Annotated in this window: 11 protein-coding genes; 7 read left to right on the top strand and 4 right to left on the bottom strand. The window is 71.8% G+C overall.

What is annotated here, in order from left to right; genetic code table 11:
• Positions 1-7 precede the first annotated feature (7 nt).
• Both OG897_RS16030 and OG897_RS16025 read right to left on the bottom strand, forming a co-directional pair.
• Positions 8-1,834, bottom strand: coding sequence for an FAD-dependent oxidoreductase (locus tag OG897_RS16030; protein WP_266657370.1), 1,827 nt, complete (start codon positions 1,832-1,834; stop codon positions 8-10).
• Between the two features lie 130 nt (positions 1,835-1,964).
• The gene (locus OG897_RS16025) at positions 1,965-2,459 is read right to left on the bottom strand and encodes an NUDIX hydrolase (RefSeq protein ID WP_266657368.1); all 495 of its coding nucleotides are present in this window, start codon (positions 2,457-2,459) and stop codon (positions 1,965-1,967) included.
• Between the two features lie 221 nt (positions 2,460-2,680).
• On the opposite strand from OG897_RS16025, the gene OG897_RS16020 reads away from it, so the two are divergent.
• From OG897_RS16020 to OG897_RS16000, 5 genes are all read left to right on the top strand, one after another.
• Entirely contained in the window at positions 2,681-5,179 is a 2,499-nt protein-coding gene (locus OG897_RS16020) for a glycoside hydrolase family 95 protein (protein WP_266657366.1), read from the top strand.
• A 109-nt stretch (positions 5,180-5,288) separates the two neighbouring features.
• On the top strand, positions 5,289-6,350 hold the full coding sequence (locus tag OG897_RS16015) for a CdaR family transcriptional regulator (protein WP_266657364.1): 1,062 nt from the start codon (positions 5,289-5,291) through the stop codon (positions 6,348-6,350).
• 326 nt (positions 6,351-6,676) lie between these two features.
• Positions 6,677-9,241 (top strand): M12 family metallo-peptidase, encoded by a 2,565-nt coding sequence (locus OG897_RS16010; RefSeq protein ID WP_266657362.1) that lies wholly within the window; start codon positions 6,677-6,679, stop codon positions 9,239-9,241.
• A 171-nt stretch (positions 9,242-9,412) separates the two neighbouring features.
• A complete protein-coding gene (locus tag OG897_RS16005; protein ID WP_266657357.1) occupies positions 9,413-9,970 on the top strand; it encodes a DUF5819 family protein in 558 nt (185 codons plus the stop codon).
• A complete protein-coding gene (locus tag OG897_RS16000; protein ID WP_266657355.1) occupies positions 9,967-11,163 on the top strand; it encodes an HTTM domain-containing protein in 1,197 nt (398 codons plus the stop codon). The genes OG897_RS16005 and OG897_RS16000 overlap by 4 nt, the downstream gene beginning before the upstream one ends.
• A 334-nt stretch (positions 11,164-11,497) precedes the next feature.
• Here the strand turns inward: OG897_RS16000 and OG897_RS15995 are convergent, their stop codons facing one another.
• Complete coding sequence (locus tag OG897_RS15995) at positions 11,498-12,583, bottom strand: TetR/AcrR family transcriptional regulator (protein ID WP_266657353.1); 1,086 nt, start codon at positions 12,581-12,583, stop codon at positions 11,498-11,500.
• A gap of 178 nt (positions 12,584-12,761) precedes the next feature.
• Here OG897_RS15995 and OG897_RS15990 point away from each other — a divergent pair, with 178 nt between their 5' ends.
• Together OG897_RS15990 and OG897_RS15985 are read left to right on the top strand one after the other, a co-directional pair.
• Entirely contained in the window at positions 12,762-13,997 is a 1,236-nt protein-coding gene (locus tag OG897_RS15990; RefSeq protein WP_266657351.1) for a cytochrome P450, read from the top strand.
• Between the two features lie 82 nt (positions 13,998-14,079).
• Positions 14,080-14,649 (top strand): hypothetical protein, encoded by a 570-nt coding sequence (locus tag OG897_RS15985; protein WP_266657349.1) that lies wholly within the window; start codon positions 14,080-14,082, stop codon positions 14,647-14,649.
• On the opposite strand, the gene OG897_RS15980 is transcribed toward OG897_RS15985, so the two are convergent.
• Positions 14,646-15,131 (bottom strand): hypothetical protein, encoded by a 486-nt coding sequence (locus OG897_RS15980; protein WP_266657347.1) that lies wholly within the window; start codon positions 15,129-15,131, stop codon positions 14,646-14,648. The genes OG897_RS15985 and OG897_RS15980 overlap by 4 nt on opposite strands.
• Positions 15,132-15,172: the final 41 nt, after the last annotated feature.

Genomic DNA, 15,172 nt, shown 5'->3' with positions numbered 1-15,172 from the left:
GCCCCGCCTAGCCCAGGTCGAGCGCGTTGCGCAGCCCCAGCCGCCACCTCGTCCGGTCGTGTCGCTTCAGCGTCTCGATCGCCGGGATCTTGTGCATCCCCTTCACCGTGCACCGTGCCGCATCCGAACCCACCCGGTCCAGGAGAGCGTTGACCGCCGCCCGCGCCGACGCGTTCGCGCCCTCCATCGTGGCGAGGTCGATGTCGACGGCGACGTAATCCCCGGCGAGGTAGAAGTTCGGGATCTTCGTCGCGGCGGAGGGGCGGTTGTGGAGCGTCCCGCACGGGTGGATCAGGAGCTCGTCCTCGTTCGTCGGGTTCGGTGTGCCGAGGCCGTCCACGCCCGGGTCCAGGAACCACGAGTGCAGCGCACTGTCGCGCAGGACCGTCCTGCCGGTGTCGTTGAGGGCGGCCTTGAGCTGGGCCCAGACCTCCTTCGCCACCTCCTCCCGCGTGCACTGCTTGGCCGTCTTCCCGTACAGGATCCCCGGCTTGTCCCACTCCGAGATGTCGACCGACAGGCAGTCCACCGCCACCCCGTCCCCGTACACGGCGGGAAAGTCACGGCCCTTCCAGTGCCCGGCCTGGGCGATGCCGGTGAGGGACCACGGGGAGTCGATGAGGTTGACGTGACCGTCGACCATCTTCGGACGCTCCGTCAGATAGAACTGGATACCCGTCATCCAGTCCGTTTCGAGCTTGTCGGCACGCACCAACTGCGGGTCCAGGGAGCGCATCTCCGCGTTCCAGGTGCGACGCGCGTGCTCGACCGGCATGGCGGAGACGTAGTGGTCGGCGACCACGGACTGACGCACGCCCGCCGGGTCCTCGATGACGGTCGCGCTGATCCTGCCGCCCGCCGTCTTCAGCTCCCGTACCGTCCAGCCCATCTTGAACTCCACGCCCAGCGTGCGCAGATGGGCCACCCACGGGTCGATCCACGCCTCGTTCGTCGGCGCGTTCAGGATGCGGTCGGGCGGGCCGTCCGCGCCCTGGCCCAGCGCGTTGAAGACGAACGCCTCGCCCAGGGTCCCGACCGTGCGGGTGCTCGCCTCCTCCGCCTTCGTCGCCACGATGTTGCGGGTGATGCCGACCGCCAGGATGCGCTGGTACTCCTTCGACATGCGGGCCGCGCGCACGAACTCCCACCACGGGGTCTTCTCCCACGTGCTGTCGCGGCGCTCGTCGCAGCTGGTGAGGAAGACCAGGGTGCGATTCACGAAGTAGGCGATCTCGTGGAGGGGGAGGTTCAGGGCCGTTTCCAGGAGGCCCGTCAGCATGCGGCGGATGTCGTCGAGGTCGAGGTTCGGCGGCTTGTGGCCGGGCCACGGGATCGGCATCCGCATCTCCTCGCGGCCGTCCGAGCGCGCGAACATCATCTCGGGCGGTGCGATGAGGTTGTCCCACACCCCGTTCGCGTTGCCGGGGAAGGGGATGCGGCGCATCGTGTCCGGGAGGTTGTGGTAGATGCCGGGGATGAAGCGGAAGCCGTGTTCGCCGGGGAGCGGCTTGCGGCTGCCCTTCGCGCTGCCCGGCACGTCCATGCTGCGCGCCTTGCCGCCGAGGGCGCGTCTCTCGTAGACCGTGACGTGGAAGCCGCGTTCCGCCAGCTCGTGCGCGGCGGTGAGACCGGCGACGCCGCCGCCGAGCACGGCGACGGACCGGCCGCCCGCCCGGGGCTCTGCGGCCGGTGCGGCGTGCGCGGCTCCGGCCGGGAGTGCGCCGAGGGCGGTGGCCCCGCCCACGGCTGCCGCTCCGGCCACGAAGGTACGCCGAGAGGTTCGTGAGGTTCGAGAGGTTCGGGAGGTTCGTGAGGTGAAGCCCGTGCGATCCATCCGCTCAGCCCCTTACCGGTGGTAACTGCCACATGAGTCGCAGGAGCATAGAGCGGCCCCGCCCGTGACGGGAAGAGGCGTGGCAACTCGCCTTCTGGCAGAGGCAGTTGGGCTGGCCGAGAAGGGCCGGTCAGTCCTGTGTCGGGTAGCGGAAGGCGTCGGTCTCGGGGAGCGTGAGTTCCGGTCGCCACGTGCGGAGCACCGCTGCGGACGGCACGAACAGCTCGTCGGGGATCTCCGCCGGAGCGAACCATTCCCATCGCGCGATCTTGTCCGGTTCCCTCACCTCGGGCGTGCCCCCGTCCGGCCGGGTCACCACCGCGGCCGAGACCCGGTTGAGCCCGTAACCGCTGTCCAGTACGACTCCGGCGACCCGGACCCGATCGCCTTCGACCAACAGGCCGGTCTCCTCGGCGAGTTCACGCATCGCGGCTTCCTCGAAGCTCTCGCCCGTGTCCACCTTGCCGCCGGGAAGCTCCCAGCGGCCGTTGTGGCCCAGACCGAGCAGGACCCGGTGCTGCGAGTCCAGAACGATCACGCCGACGCCGGTGAGGCAGTTCGGGGTGGGGGAGGTGCGGGCGGGCGTGTCGGTGGTGGGGTTGCTGAGGCGTCGCACGTTGTTCATGGTCATCGACAGTAAGGGGTGTGAGGCGCGCCGGTGACCGACGCCGGGGCGCGCACCTCGCAGCCGTCCCGCACCACCGCCCCCGCTCCTCGGGGGATGCCTCCCTCGCAAGGTCCGACCTCTGGAAAGGTCCAAGCGTCGTCGCGTTCTCTCCATGGCGGCCACCCGGGCAATTCCCCTAACATTCGCCCGGAATTGATCCGACCTCTGGAGGGATCTCCATGACGCTGTCCAGGCGCCAAGCACTCGCTCTGTCCACGGTCCTCGCCACCGGCGCGGTGCTGCCTGCCGCCTCCCCGGCCGGTGCGGCGACGGCCCCGACCGCACTCGCCCCGACCGGCCGCGCACCAGGAGCCGCCGCGGCCCCGTCCGGCCCCGTGCCGCCCGCCGAAGGGCACACCCTCTGGTACGACAAGCCCGCCACGCACTGGGAGCGCGAGGCACTCCCGCTCGGCAGCGGCGACCTCGGCGTCAAGGTCTTCGGCGGCGTCGCGACCGAGCAACTCCAGCTCAACGAGAAGTCGTTGTGGACCGGCGGTCCCGGCAGCAAGGAGGGTTACGACCACGGCGACTGGCCCGCGCCCCGGCCCGGCGCCCTCGACGAGGTCCGCAGAATCATCGACGAGAAGGGGTCGATGGACCCCGACGAAGTGTCCCGCCGCCTCGGCAACCCCACCTACGGCACCCCCGCCGGAATCGTCCCCGGCTTCGGCAACTACCAGAACTTCGGCTCCCTCGTCCTCGACCTCCCCGGCGCACCCGCGTCCCCCGTCGCGTACCGCCGCCACCTCGACCTCAACAACGCGCTGGCGGGGGTGAGTTACCGCGACGCCACGACCGGCACCACGTACACCCGCGAGTACTTCGCCAGCCACCCCGGCCGCGTCGTCGCGGGCCGCCTCACCGCCGACCGGCCCGGACAGGTCACCTTCACCCTGCGCATCGACTCCGCCCAGTCCGGCGCCTCCACCGCCGCCGAGAACGGCCGGATCACCGTCGCGGGCGCGCTCGCCGACAACGGCCTGCGGTACGAGGGCCAGGTCCAGGTCGTCGCCCAGGGCGGCACCCGTACCGAGAGCGGCGGTCGCATCACCGTCACCGGCGCCGACAGCGCCGTCTTCGTCTTCTCCGCCGGGACCGACTACGCCGACCGCCACCCGACCTACCGGGGCACCGACCCGCACGACCGTGTCACCTCCGCCGTCACCCGGGCCGCCGCCCAGCCGTACGAGGGACTCCGTGCCGCCCACATCGCCGACCACCGCCGCCTCTACGACCGCGTCCGCCTCGACATCGGCCAGCGCATGCCCGCCGACGTCCCCACCGACCAGCTCCTGGCCGGATACCGGGCCGACCCCCAGTCACCCGCCGACCGCGCCCTCGAAGCGCTCTTCTTCCGCTACGGCCGCTACCTCCTCATCGCCTCCTCCCGCCCCGGCTCCCTCCTCCCCGCCAACCTCCAAGGCGTCTGGAACAACTCCAACACCCCACCCTGGAACGCCGATTACCACACCAACATCAACATCCAGATGAACTACTGGCCCGCCGAGATCACGAACCTCGCCGAGACCGCCGGGCCCTACCACGACCTCGTGGACGCGCTCCGCCCGCCAGGACGAAAGACCGCCCGCGAGATGTTCGGTGCGCCCGAAGGCTGGGTCGTGCACCAGAACACCAACCCCTTCGGCTACACCGGCGTCCACGACTGGTCCACCTCCTTCTGGATGCCCGAGGCCAACGGCTGGCTGGTCCAGCAGATGTACGAGCACTACCTCTTCGGCCGGGACCGCGCCTACCTGCGCACCCGCGCCTACCCGGCCATGAAGGAGGCCGCCCGCTTCTGGCTAGCCAACCTCCACACCGACCCGCGTGACGCCACCCTCGTCGTCTCGCCCAGCTACTCGCCGGAACAGGGCGAGTTCACCGCCGGTGCCTCCATCTCCCAGCAGATCGTCTTCGACCTCCTCACCAACACCGTCGAGGCGAGCGAAGTGCTGGGCGTGGACCGGGAGTTGAGGGAGAAGATCAAGGCGACCCTCACGAAGCTGGACCCCGGGCTGCGGATCGGCAGGTGGGGCCAGCTCCAGGAGTGGAAGGCCGACGTCGACGACCCGGCCAACACCCACCGCCACGTCTCCCACCTCTTCGCGCTCCACCCGGGCCGTCAGATCGAGCCGGGAACGGAGTTCGCCGCTGCGGCCGAGGTTTCGCTCGCCGCGCGCGGCGACGGAGGCACCGGCTGGAGCAAGGCATGGAAGATCAACTTCTGGGCGCTGCTCGGCGACGGCGACCACGCCGCCAGGATGCTCGGCGAGCAGCTCAAGTCCTCCACCCTCCCCAACCTCTGGGACACCCACCCGCCCTTCCAGATCGACGGCAACTTCGGGGCGACCGCCGGCATCGCCGAAATGCTCCTCCAGGGCCGCCACGGCACGGTCCACGTGCTGCCCGCCCTCCCCTCGGCGTGGGCGGCGAAGGGCTCCTACGACGGACTGCGCGCCCGGGGCGGCTTCACCGTCGGTGTCGACTGGCAGGAGGGGAGGCCCGTGGAGATCCGGATCACCTCCACGGCCGGTGGCACGGCGAAGGTGCGGCATCCCGCGCTGGCCGGGCGGGTCCGGGTGGTCCGGGCGGGCGGCGGCTCGACGACGTACACCGCGAAGGACGGAGTGCTGGGCGTGCCGACGAGGGCGGGGGAGACGTACCGCATCCGGCCGTAGCGCCGGCCGCACGGGTCTCTTGGCCCGGACCGATTCCGTCCACAGGCTCGGACGTTCGTCCGTCTGCGATCCTTGTACGTGACAAACAGCAGGTGGAGGGGCGTGTGACGTGACGGAACGGGAGATACCCGAGGAGTACGTGGAGGGGTACGCCCAGACCCTGCGCGAGGTGGCGGAGACCGGGCGTCGGCTGGACCGGGACGAGCTCGACTCCCGGCGCGCGCTGGGCGAACGGGCCGCCGAATCGGGGCTCGGGTTGCGCGCCGTGGTCCGCGCGTACCTGACGGAGACCAGGGAGCAGTGGCCGCGTACGGCGTCTGGCTCGCCCGACCAGGTGCTCGCCGCCGTCGGGCAGGCCGTCGACGCCGTCGCCGAAGGGTACGAGCGGGCACAGCGCATGGCGGTCCGTCAGGAAGAGGCCGTGCGGCGGGAGTTCATCGACGACCTGCTGCACGGCCGCAGCGACCTGGGCCGCCTGGCCGCCCTCGCCGAACGCTTCGGCCTCCGCTTCTCCCGCGCCCACGCCGTCGCGGTCGCCGAGGGCCCCGACGCCATCGAGGACGGCGACGCGATCAGCCGGGCCGTGGAGAACTCCCTCACCGTCCGCTTCGCCGACCGCCGCATCCTCGTCGCCAGCAAGGACGGGCGGCTGGTGTGCATCGCCCCCGGCGAGCAGACCGACGTCCTGCACCACTTCGCCAAGCAGGCGCACGCCGCGGCCGACGACATCCTGGTGGCCGTCGGCCGCCCGCACCCGGGCGCGGGCGGCGTCGTGCACAGCTACGAGGAGGCGCTCGGCGCGCTCTCCCTCGCCGAGCGGATGGGCTTGGAGGGGCCCGTACTCCACGCGGCCGACCTGCTGGTCTTTCCCGTACTGGGCCGGGACCACCAGGCCCTCGTCGACCTGGTGCGCAGCGCGCTCGGTCCGCTGGAGGAGGCGCGCGGCGGGGCGGAACCCCTCGTCGCGACCTTGCGCGAGTACTTCGACGCGGGCTGCGTCGCCGCCGAGGCGGCCCGGCGGCTGAACCTGAGCGTGCGCGCACTGACGTACCGGCTGGAACGCATCCACCGGCTGACCGGGGCCGACCCGTCCGACCCGCTGCGCAGGTACACGCTCCAGACGGCGGTCATCGGCGCGCGGATGCTGGACTGGCCCGCGAGGGAGATCTAGGGCCGGGGCGTTGCTGCGTCCGGCCGGGTGGGGTGCTGCCCCATTCGGATTCGCCCGGGGGGCGGTGCGCCCGTACGCGCGGTTGGCTGGCGGGCACCGCCGGACCGGCGGTGCCCGGCGGGAGTTGTCCGTCGCGGCCTGCCCGTACGAGCCTGTGGCGCGAAGGACGACGAGTGCGACGAGTACGACGAGTGCGAAGACAGTGGTGGCGGACCGGGAGCGCGCTGACGTTGGCGTGCGCACTCTCCGCGGGAGTCGCGGAGTCGGCGGTTGCGTTCCCGGCGGTCCGCGGAATTCCGCAGGGTGTCCCGGCGGCAGGTGACCCCGTGCCGGGGGAGCCGTGGGTGGTGCGGCTGGGCCGGGTGGGCGTGCCCGCTGGCGCGTTCCGCGCGCTGTGCGACGACGACCCGCGCGGGGCGTACGAGATCGTGCTGCCGCTCTTCGCCGACGTACGGATCCGGGTGACCGCCGACACGGTGACCCACCGGAAGTCCGAGGACCGGGTGCTGGTCGCCGGGCACGTCGTGGACGCCCCGGACCAGCTCGCCTACCTGGTGGTGGACGGCGCGTGCTCCGGGGGAACGGTGCGGGTCTCGGGCTCCGTCAAGCAGGGCTCGCTGATCTACGAACTGCTGCCGACGGACGCCGGACACAGCGACGTACGAGTCGTCGACCTGCGGCGCAAGCGACTCCAGTCGAGCGACACCTACAAGCCGCCGCCCGCTCCCGAGGTGGTGCCCGCTTCCGAGGCGCCCGGCGGGCGGGCGAAGCCCCGGCGGACGGCACCACGCGCCGCCGATCCCGTGGTGGTGGACATCGCCGTCGGCTACACCGCGAAGGCGCTGAAGAAGGCGGGCGGCGAGGCCGCGCTCAAGGCCAGGGTCGCCCTCGCGGAGAGCCAGATCAACGACGCGTTCGGCAACGCCGGAGTGCAGGGGAAGGTGCGGTTCAACCACTTCTTCCAGGCCGACTACACGGGCGACGAGGACGCGAGCGCGGTGATCGAGGCGCTCGGTGACGCCTCCAGCGTCCTGGGCAAACAGGCCCGCGAGGTGCGCGAGGCGCAGTACGCCGACCTGGTGTCGGTGCTCTCGGAGGTGCCCAAGGCGGGCGGCGAGTACACCTCCGGCATCGCCAACACCCCACAGGAGCCGCTGGCTGAGGACCGCATCACGACGAAGGGCAACACCAGGTACCGGGAGCGCAAGACCGACGACTCGGCGTGGTCCGCGGTCGACGTGGACGATGCCACCACCGGGACCATGGCCCACGAACTGGGGCACAACTTCGCGCTCTGGCACGACGACGCCACCCTGACGACGCAGCGCGGCGAGAACTGGGCCAAGAACCCCGTCTTCCCCTACAACCGGGGCTGGGTGACCACCAGCAAGAAGCACTACTCGATCATGGGGTACGGCTCCGCGTGCTCGTACGCGTGCGACATGGCCATGAACTACTCCAGCCCGACGGCGACGGAGGGCGGCGAGGCACTCGGCGACGCGGACCACGACAACGCGCGGGTTCTGCGGGACACCGTGCCCGTGGTGTCCCGCTACCGGACCCCGCCCGTACCGCCGCAGGAGCTGTTCGCGCTCGACGTGTCGGCCTCGCCGGTGGGCGGGGGAGAGGCGCGGGCGGCGAAGAGCGGACCGTACGAGAAGGGGACGAAGGTCACGGTGACGGCGACTCCGGCCGGGGGGCAGGAGTTCGTGGGCTGGACCCTGGACGGTGCGGACGCCGGCAGTACGAATCCGCTGGTGGTGACGGTGGACGCACGGCACGGTTTGGTCGCGAATTTCCGGCCGGTGCCGAATCCGGAACCCAAGCCGGATCCTGAGCCGAAGCCGGACCCTCAGCCCCAGCCGGATCCTGAGCCGAAGCCCGACCCCCAGCCGGATCCTGAGCCGAAGCCGGACCCTCAGCCCCAGCCGGATCCTGAGCCGAAGCCCGACCCTGAGCCGAAGCCCGACCCTCAGCCCCAGCCAGACCCTGAGCCGAAGCCGAAGCCGAAGCCGAAGCCGGAGCCTGAGCCGAAGCCCGACCCCCAGCCCCAGCCGGACCCTGAGCCGAAGCCGGACCCTCAGCCCCAGCCCCAGCCCGATCCTCAGCCGAAGCCGGACCCCCAGCCTCAGCAGCACACCCTCAAGGTGACCGGCACTCCGCTCGGCGCGGGCAAGGTTCAGCTGTCCGCACCGGCTCCCTACAGCCACGGCGCGCAGTTGACCCTCACCGCCGTACCGGCACCCGCGCGCGCCCTGACCGGCTGGACCGTCGACGGCCGGTCCGTACCGAACAGCAACCCCCTGCCCCTCACCATGGACAGGGACCACACGGTCACCGCCGCCTTCGATTGCGCCGTACGGCCGACCGGCCCCGTCGCGGCGGCCCGCGCCAGGGCCGCTCAGCTCGGCTGCGCCACCTCCCCGCAGCACGCCGCCGCGGCGAACGGCCGGTACCAGCTCTTCGAGCACGGTGCCGTGTACTGGTCGCAACGCTCCGGGGCGCGCCCCCTGTGGGGTCCGGTGCACGCCAAGTGGCGCGCGCTGCGCGCCGAGCGAGGCACCCTCGGCTATCCGGTGTCCGACCCGCGCCAGGAGGTCAACTCATTCGGCGTCAGGGGGACGTGCCAGACCTTCGAGCGCGGAGTGATCTGCTGGTCCGCGAAGACCGGCGCGCACGCCGTGCAGCCTCCCCTCCTCGGCCACTGGCAGGCGCGCGGCGGAGTCAAGGGCGCACTGGGCTTCCCGACCGGTGACGTACACACGATCAGCAGGCGGGGTGCTCTGCCGCCCGGCGGCGGAGACTCCTTCTCCGGCCTGGTCCAGGACTTCGAGGGCGGCCTCCTGATCCACAACTCCACGACCCGCAAGGCCCGCGTGCAGCCGCACTGAGCGGAGGGCCGTCGGCTGTGACGGCACCACGGCGGGCCCGGGAGTATCCACGGATACCCTGGGCCCGTCGTGATTCACACGTGCCGGTCGGCACGGGAGGAGAACACCGTGGCCGAGTCCGCCATACCCCCACCGGACCCCCTCGCCCCACGTGGCACTCCTCTCACAGGGGTGCGCCGCACACTGTCCCGGGTCGCGCTGGGTCTGGTCGGGCTCCTCGCGGTCGTGCACGCGTCGATGCTGGTGCTGTACGTGGCCAGCGACTTCCCGGTCTCGAAGACGTACACGAAGCAGATCGACTGGTGGATGCGGCCGATGTTCCCCCAGGACTGGAACATCTTCGCCCCCGACCCGTCGCGCTTCAACCAGCACCTGGAGGTCCGCGCCCGGGTGGACGGGCGGCTCGGCCCGTGGATCGACGTCACTGCGTACGACAACGCCCGCTACCGGGGCGACCTCCTCCCCAGCATCGAGGACCAGCTCGTACTGCGCCGCGCGGTCTCCCAGTACCGCACCAGCGCCTCGGCGGATCCGACGAGCGAGGCCACCGGCCGCGACGGGCGCTACCTGCTGGCCGTCGTCCGCGCCCGCCTCGACGACATGGGCAAGCCCTCGGGCGACGCGATCGAACTCCGGGTGCGCTCCACCCGCATCCCGCCCCGCGAGACCCCGGACGCGACCTACCCGGCGCACTACCGGACGATCGGCTTCTGGAAGGTCCCCCGATGACGACACGCCAGGCCCTGGCGCTCGGCCGGGAGACAGCCGTCGACGCGGGCACCCGTACGAGGAACTTCCTGCGCGACCTGACGCTGCGCCCCCTCGCCCCGTACAGCGCGGCCGCGATCCGCATCGGACTCGCGGGCCTGTACGTCGTCCACCTGCTGCGCGAACTCCCGCACGCGAGCCGTCTGTGGGGTCCGGACTCGCCCTTCACGCCGGAGCTCTTCGAGCAGACGATGCGGGCGCGGGGCTGGGACGGCGCTTTCAGCTGGTGGTACGGGCTGCTCTCGACCGACAGCCCGGTCGTCTTCTACGGGTGGTACGCCGTCGCGCTGACGGTCAGCGTCCTGTACGCCCTGGGGTGGCGCACGCGGGCGATGGCCCCGGCGTTCGTGTTCGTGGTCGTGGCCTTCTACATCCGGGGCTCGATGGCCAACAGCGGCTGGGCCCTGCTCAGCCTGCTCTTCGCCAACTACCTGGTCTTCTGCGCCTCGGGCCGCTACTGGTCGCTGGATGCCCGGCGGCGGGCGAAACGGGGTGGAGTCGGTTCCGTTCCGTGGGGCGCGGAGTGGGAGGAACTGCGGCGGCGCGCGGTGACGGTGCTGCACAACGCGGGGATGGGGGTGATCGCCCTCCAGGTGATGGTGATCTACACCTCGGCCGCGATGTACAAGATCCGGGGCGCTTCGTGGCGGGACGGCTCGGCTCTCTATTACTCGATGATGAGCGACGACTTCTCGACGTTTCCGGAGCTGTCGGCGTGGATCGCGAGTCATGGGACCTTCACGGCGGTGGTGGCCTATGTGACGGTCTTCTCGCAGGTGCTGTTCGCGGCGCTGGTGTTCAACAGGCGGCTGAAGTACGTGATTCTGGTGGTGATGCTGAGTACGCATGTGGGGATCGGCATCTTGATGGCGCTGCCCATGTTCTCGGCGATCACGATCGTGGGGGACCTGGTCTTCCTGCCGACGTCCTTCTGGCTGGCGGCCCGCCGAATCGTCCGGGTGTGGAGGTCCCCGGCTCCGGCCCCGCCGAAGCCCCGCCCCCCGTTCCCGGAACTGGCACCCCCCGGGCCCCTGGCCCCGGAACCGTCGGCCCCGGAGCCGTCGGAGCCCCGGCCTTCGGCCCCGGGGCCGTCGGGCCCCCGGCCTGCGGATCCGGGACCGTCGGCGGAGCCGACCCCGAGGGCCGAGGTGTAGGCGCCCGCTCGGGGCCGCGCCCGGGTGCGCCTGCGGCGGGCTGCCCCTCCCCGCCCCTTCACCTAGAGCGCTGGCCGCGCGGCTGTCTCGGATACGTGCGGGTGCGTCGTTGCTGGTCGCGCAGTTCCCCGCGCCCCTGGCTGCCCTCGCCTAGCCTCCTTGGGCGGCGGGACCGCCCCCCGGGGGCGGAACGGGCGGGCAAGGGGGCGGCCCTTCTCGCTCCGGGCCCACCCCGGAGCACCCCCGCCCCGCCCCACTACCGGCCGCACCGTGCACGGGCCCCGCCACGACCTGACCACCGGCCCGCCAGCCAGAAGGACGTCGGCAGGGACCCTCACCCCCCACCCACCCCCACCGCATACCCAGCCCCCCGCCCCTCCCCCCGAGCCACAACCCTTCCCCCCTCCACCCTCACCGCGCACTCCGTCGCATCACTCACCCCCGACACCCCCACCACCCCCGCCAGCACTCCCGCCTCGTCATGCACCACCCGCACCCCCGGCCACACCCCCCTCGGAAACGCCTGCCGCATCGACACCCCCAACTCCGCCACCGTCAACCGCGCCAACGGCCCCAACTCCCCGGGCTCCCCGGTCACCAGCACCACCGTGACCACCTGCCCGGCCGGAGCCGCCCGCACCGTCTCCTCCACCGCCTCCAGCCGGTGCAGCCCGAGCACGGCCACCACTCCGTCCTCCCCGAGCCCCACCGCTTCCCCCCGCAGCGCATCCGTCACGCCCTCCGGCGGCGCCCACGCCTCATCGACAGGCCGCGCCCGCGCCACGTACGGCAAATGCGGCGGCGCCCACTCCCCAGCCGCACCCTCCGAGGCAAGCCCCCCCAACTGCTCACAAGCAGCCACCACCTGAAACGGATCCCCGAACCCCGGCGCAGCCGCCGCCAACTGATCCGCCCCGTGCAACAACGTCAGCACCGTCTCCGCCACCGGCACCAACCTCCCCCCACCCCCTCGCCTCCCGGCGGCCAGCCCCTCCAACGCCAGCCCCAACACGATCGCGTCCAACTTCAGCAACTGCGCATACGGCTCCCGCGTCTGCGCATCAGCCAGCACCACCGACGGCAGATCCCGCGCCGGATTCTCCGCACTCTCCTCACCCGACAGCGGAAAACGGGCGACCCGGTTCCTGGCCAACACCCCAAGAGCCTCCCGAACCGTGCCCACTGAGTCCGCCGGAGGACCCACCGCCCCCCGCACCGCGAGGTCCGCCAGCACAGCGAAATACAGAGCCCGCTTCCCCGGGAAGTTCGAGTAGACGGCCCCCCGCGTGAGCCCCGCCCGCTCCGCGATCCGGTCGATCTTGGCATCCCGGAACCCGCGCTCGCCGAATTCCTCCCGGGCCGCCTCAAGAACCTTCCGCCGGTTCATCTCCTGGACTTCGGCCCTGGTCAACCGGCCCATGACTCTCCTGCCGCGCTCGTCGTACGGGGCTGACACACCCGCCCCACCACACCTGTAAACGAATTCAAGATACCCAGACCATCCAGATGATGGCATCATGTGGTCACGCCATCCGACCGACCAGGACCGACCAGAACCGACGACCGGACCGACCGGACCGACCAGGAAGGCCCCACCCATGCCCAACCCGACTCCCCCCACCCCCGAACTCCTGCTCTCCGACCCCGAAGTCCTCCGCGACCCCTTCACCACCTACGGCCGCGCCCGCGAACAGTCCCGCGTGGTCCACCTCGCAGCCCCCGGCTTCGGCGGAATGTGGGCCGTCACCCGCCACGCGGACGCCCGGGCCTTCCTCAGCGACCCCCGCTTCGAAATCCGCGCCGACAGCTTCCTGCGCCCCGACGTCCCGGACGACTGCGTCCCCTACATGCGCACCATGGCGGAAATGAACGGCCCCGAACACGTCCGCCTCCGCAGGCTGGTCACCCCCGCCTTCAGCGCACGTCGCGCCGCCGCCTTCCGCCCGCGCATCGAGGCAACGGTCGACCGCCTCCTCGACGAACTCACCGCCCACACCTCACCCGCCGACGGCTCCGTCGACCTCCTCGCCCACTTCGCCCTGCACCTCCCCATGGAGGTGATCTGCGAATGGGTCGGCATCCCGCACGAGGACCGCGCGCCATGGCGGACGTACGGAGCGACGGTCGCGGCCGGAGCAGGCGGCAACTTCGCGGCGGCGATCCCCGGGATCGTACGAGGAGCAAAGGAAGCGGTAGCCCGAAGGCGCGCCGAACTCGCCCACGCCACCCAACCCCCGCCCACCGACGTGCCCGCCGACCTCCTCACCGACCTGATCCGCGCCCAGGACGAGGACGGCGACCGCCTCACCGACGTCGAAATGGTGACCCTGATCTGGCACGTCGTCCTCGCGGGCCAGTCACCCACCCCCCTCGTGACCAACGCGATCGACGCCCTCCTCTCCCACCCCGACCAGCTCGCCGCACTCCGCGCGGACCCCTCCCTCACACCGGGAGCCGTGGACGAACTGACTCGCTGGGCAGGCCCGACCCTCCTGTCCATCCCGCGCTACGCGACGGAGGACACCGACCTGCACGGCGTACGCATAACAAAGGGCGAGGCCGTCACCGCACTCGTCGCCTCCGCCAACCGCGACCCCCGAGCCTTCCCGACCCCCGGCCACCTCGACGTACGCCGCACCACCCCCACCACCCCCCACTTGGGCTTCGGCCACGGCCCGCACTTCTGCCTGGGGGCATCGGTGGCCCGCATCCAGACGGAGGCAGCCCTGACCGGACTGCTGCGCCGCTTCCCGGAGTTGGCACGGGCGGGGGAGGCCCGACGGGCCATGGACCCGGGCACGTGGCGCTTGCAGTCCCTCCCCGTACGTCTCTGAGCCCCGCCCTCCCCCGTGCGACGGAGGGCGATCATCACTCGGCACGACGTGCCGGAGCCGGGCGGTGCGCGACATTCAGGTCATGACGACGACAGCTCCCGCCCCGCCCGCCCCCTGCGCCCCACCGCCCTCGCGGTGGGCGGTACGCGCCGCCCATGTCGCGGCCTGGTCGACGATCCCCTCCGGGGTGTGGCGCATCGCGCTCGTGCTGGGGGTGCCGGTCGGGGTGATGGAGCGCGAGGAGTTCCTGGCCGCGTTCCCCGGCGACTCCGCGCTGCTCGCCCTGGCGTACGTCCTATTCATCGGCGCGGTCGCCGAGACCGCGTCGTACCTCACGCTCGGCCTGGTGCGCCCTTGGGGAGAGGTCTTTCCGCGCTGGATTCCGCGCCTCGGAGGGCGCCCGGTCAACCACAGACGCGCGGTCCTCGCCGCTTCGCTGGGGGCCCTCGTGGTCACCTTCCTGTGGTGGGTCCTGTTCTTCGGCGGGCTGCTCACCGCCCCCAGACCGGACCCCCGCATCTCACTCGGCGAAGCCGTCTTCCTCGCCGCCTACGCCCCACTCCTGCTGTGGGGCCCACTCCTGGCGGCGGTGACCTGGTCGTACCACCGACGGCATCGACTGACGGAGCCCGCGACCCCACTCGGCGCCTAGCGCCCCTCGGCCGGGAGCACTGCCGCGCACGTCGTCCGCCCGTACGGCCCTGAAGCTGTGGCCCGCTGCTGGTGCTGGTCGCGTACGGCGAGGGCGCAGGTGGCGGTGCCCCCCTGCTGCGGCAGCTGGATCTTCACCACCGGTTCCTGCCCCAGCGGCACCTGAACCGTCTTCTTCCAGGGCAGGGCCGCCGCCTTCTCGGTGGTGGCGGTGCCCGTCTCGCTGGTGGCGAGGTAGGTGATGTCGGCGGTGCCGGTGCCGGTGACGGAGTACGTGACCGCTGCTGTCGGGACGGGCGGCTCGGCCGGGTTGTCCGAGCTGGTCAGCACGTAGATGGCGTACGCGGCGGCAGCGGCCAGCAGAAGCAGGGCGCCGGTCGCGAGGAGCCGGGCATGGCGGCCTGGACGGCTGGACCGGTTTTCGGCGGTGTCCGTCGGGTCGGCGGGATCGGTCGAGGGCCGGGGTTCGGTCGCTGTGGACATGGAGGACCTTCGGTTGTCGTCGGGGGCTGAGCCGAACGGTT

Source organism: Streptomyces sp. NBC_00237 (assembly GCF_026342435.1).
Lineage (GTDB): Bacteria > Actinomycetota > Actinomycetes > Streptomycetales > Streptomycetaceae > Streptomyces.
The sequence above is the reverse complement of the archived record's forward strand: the minus strand, read 5'-3'. Positions and strand labels throughout refer to the sequence as shown.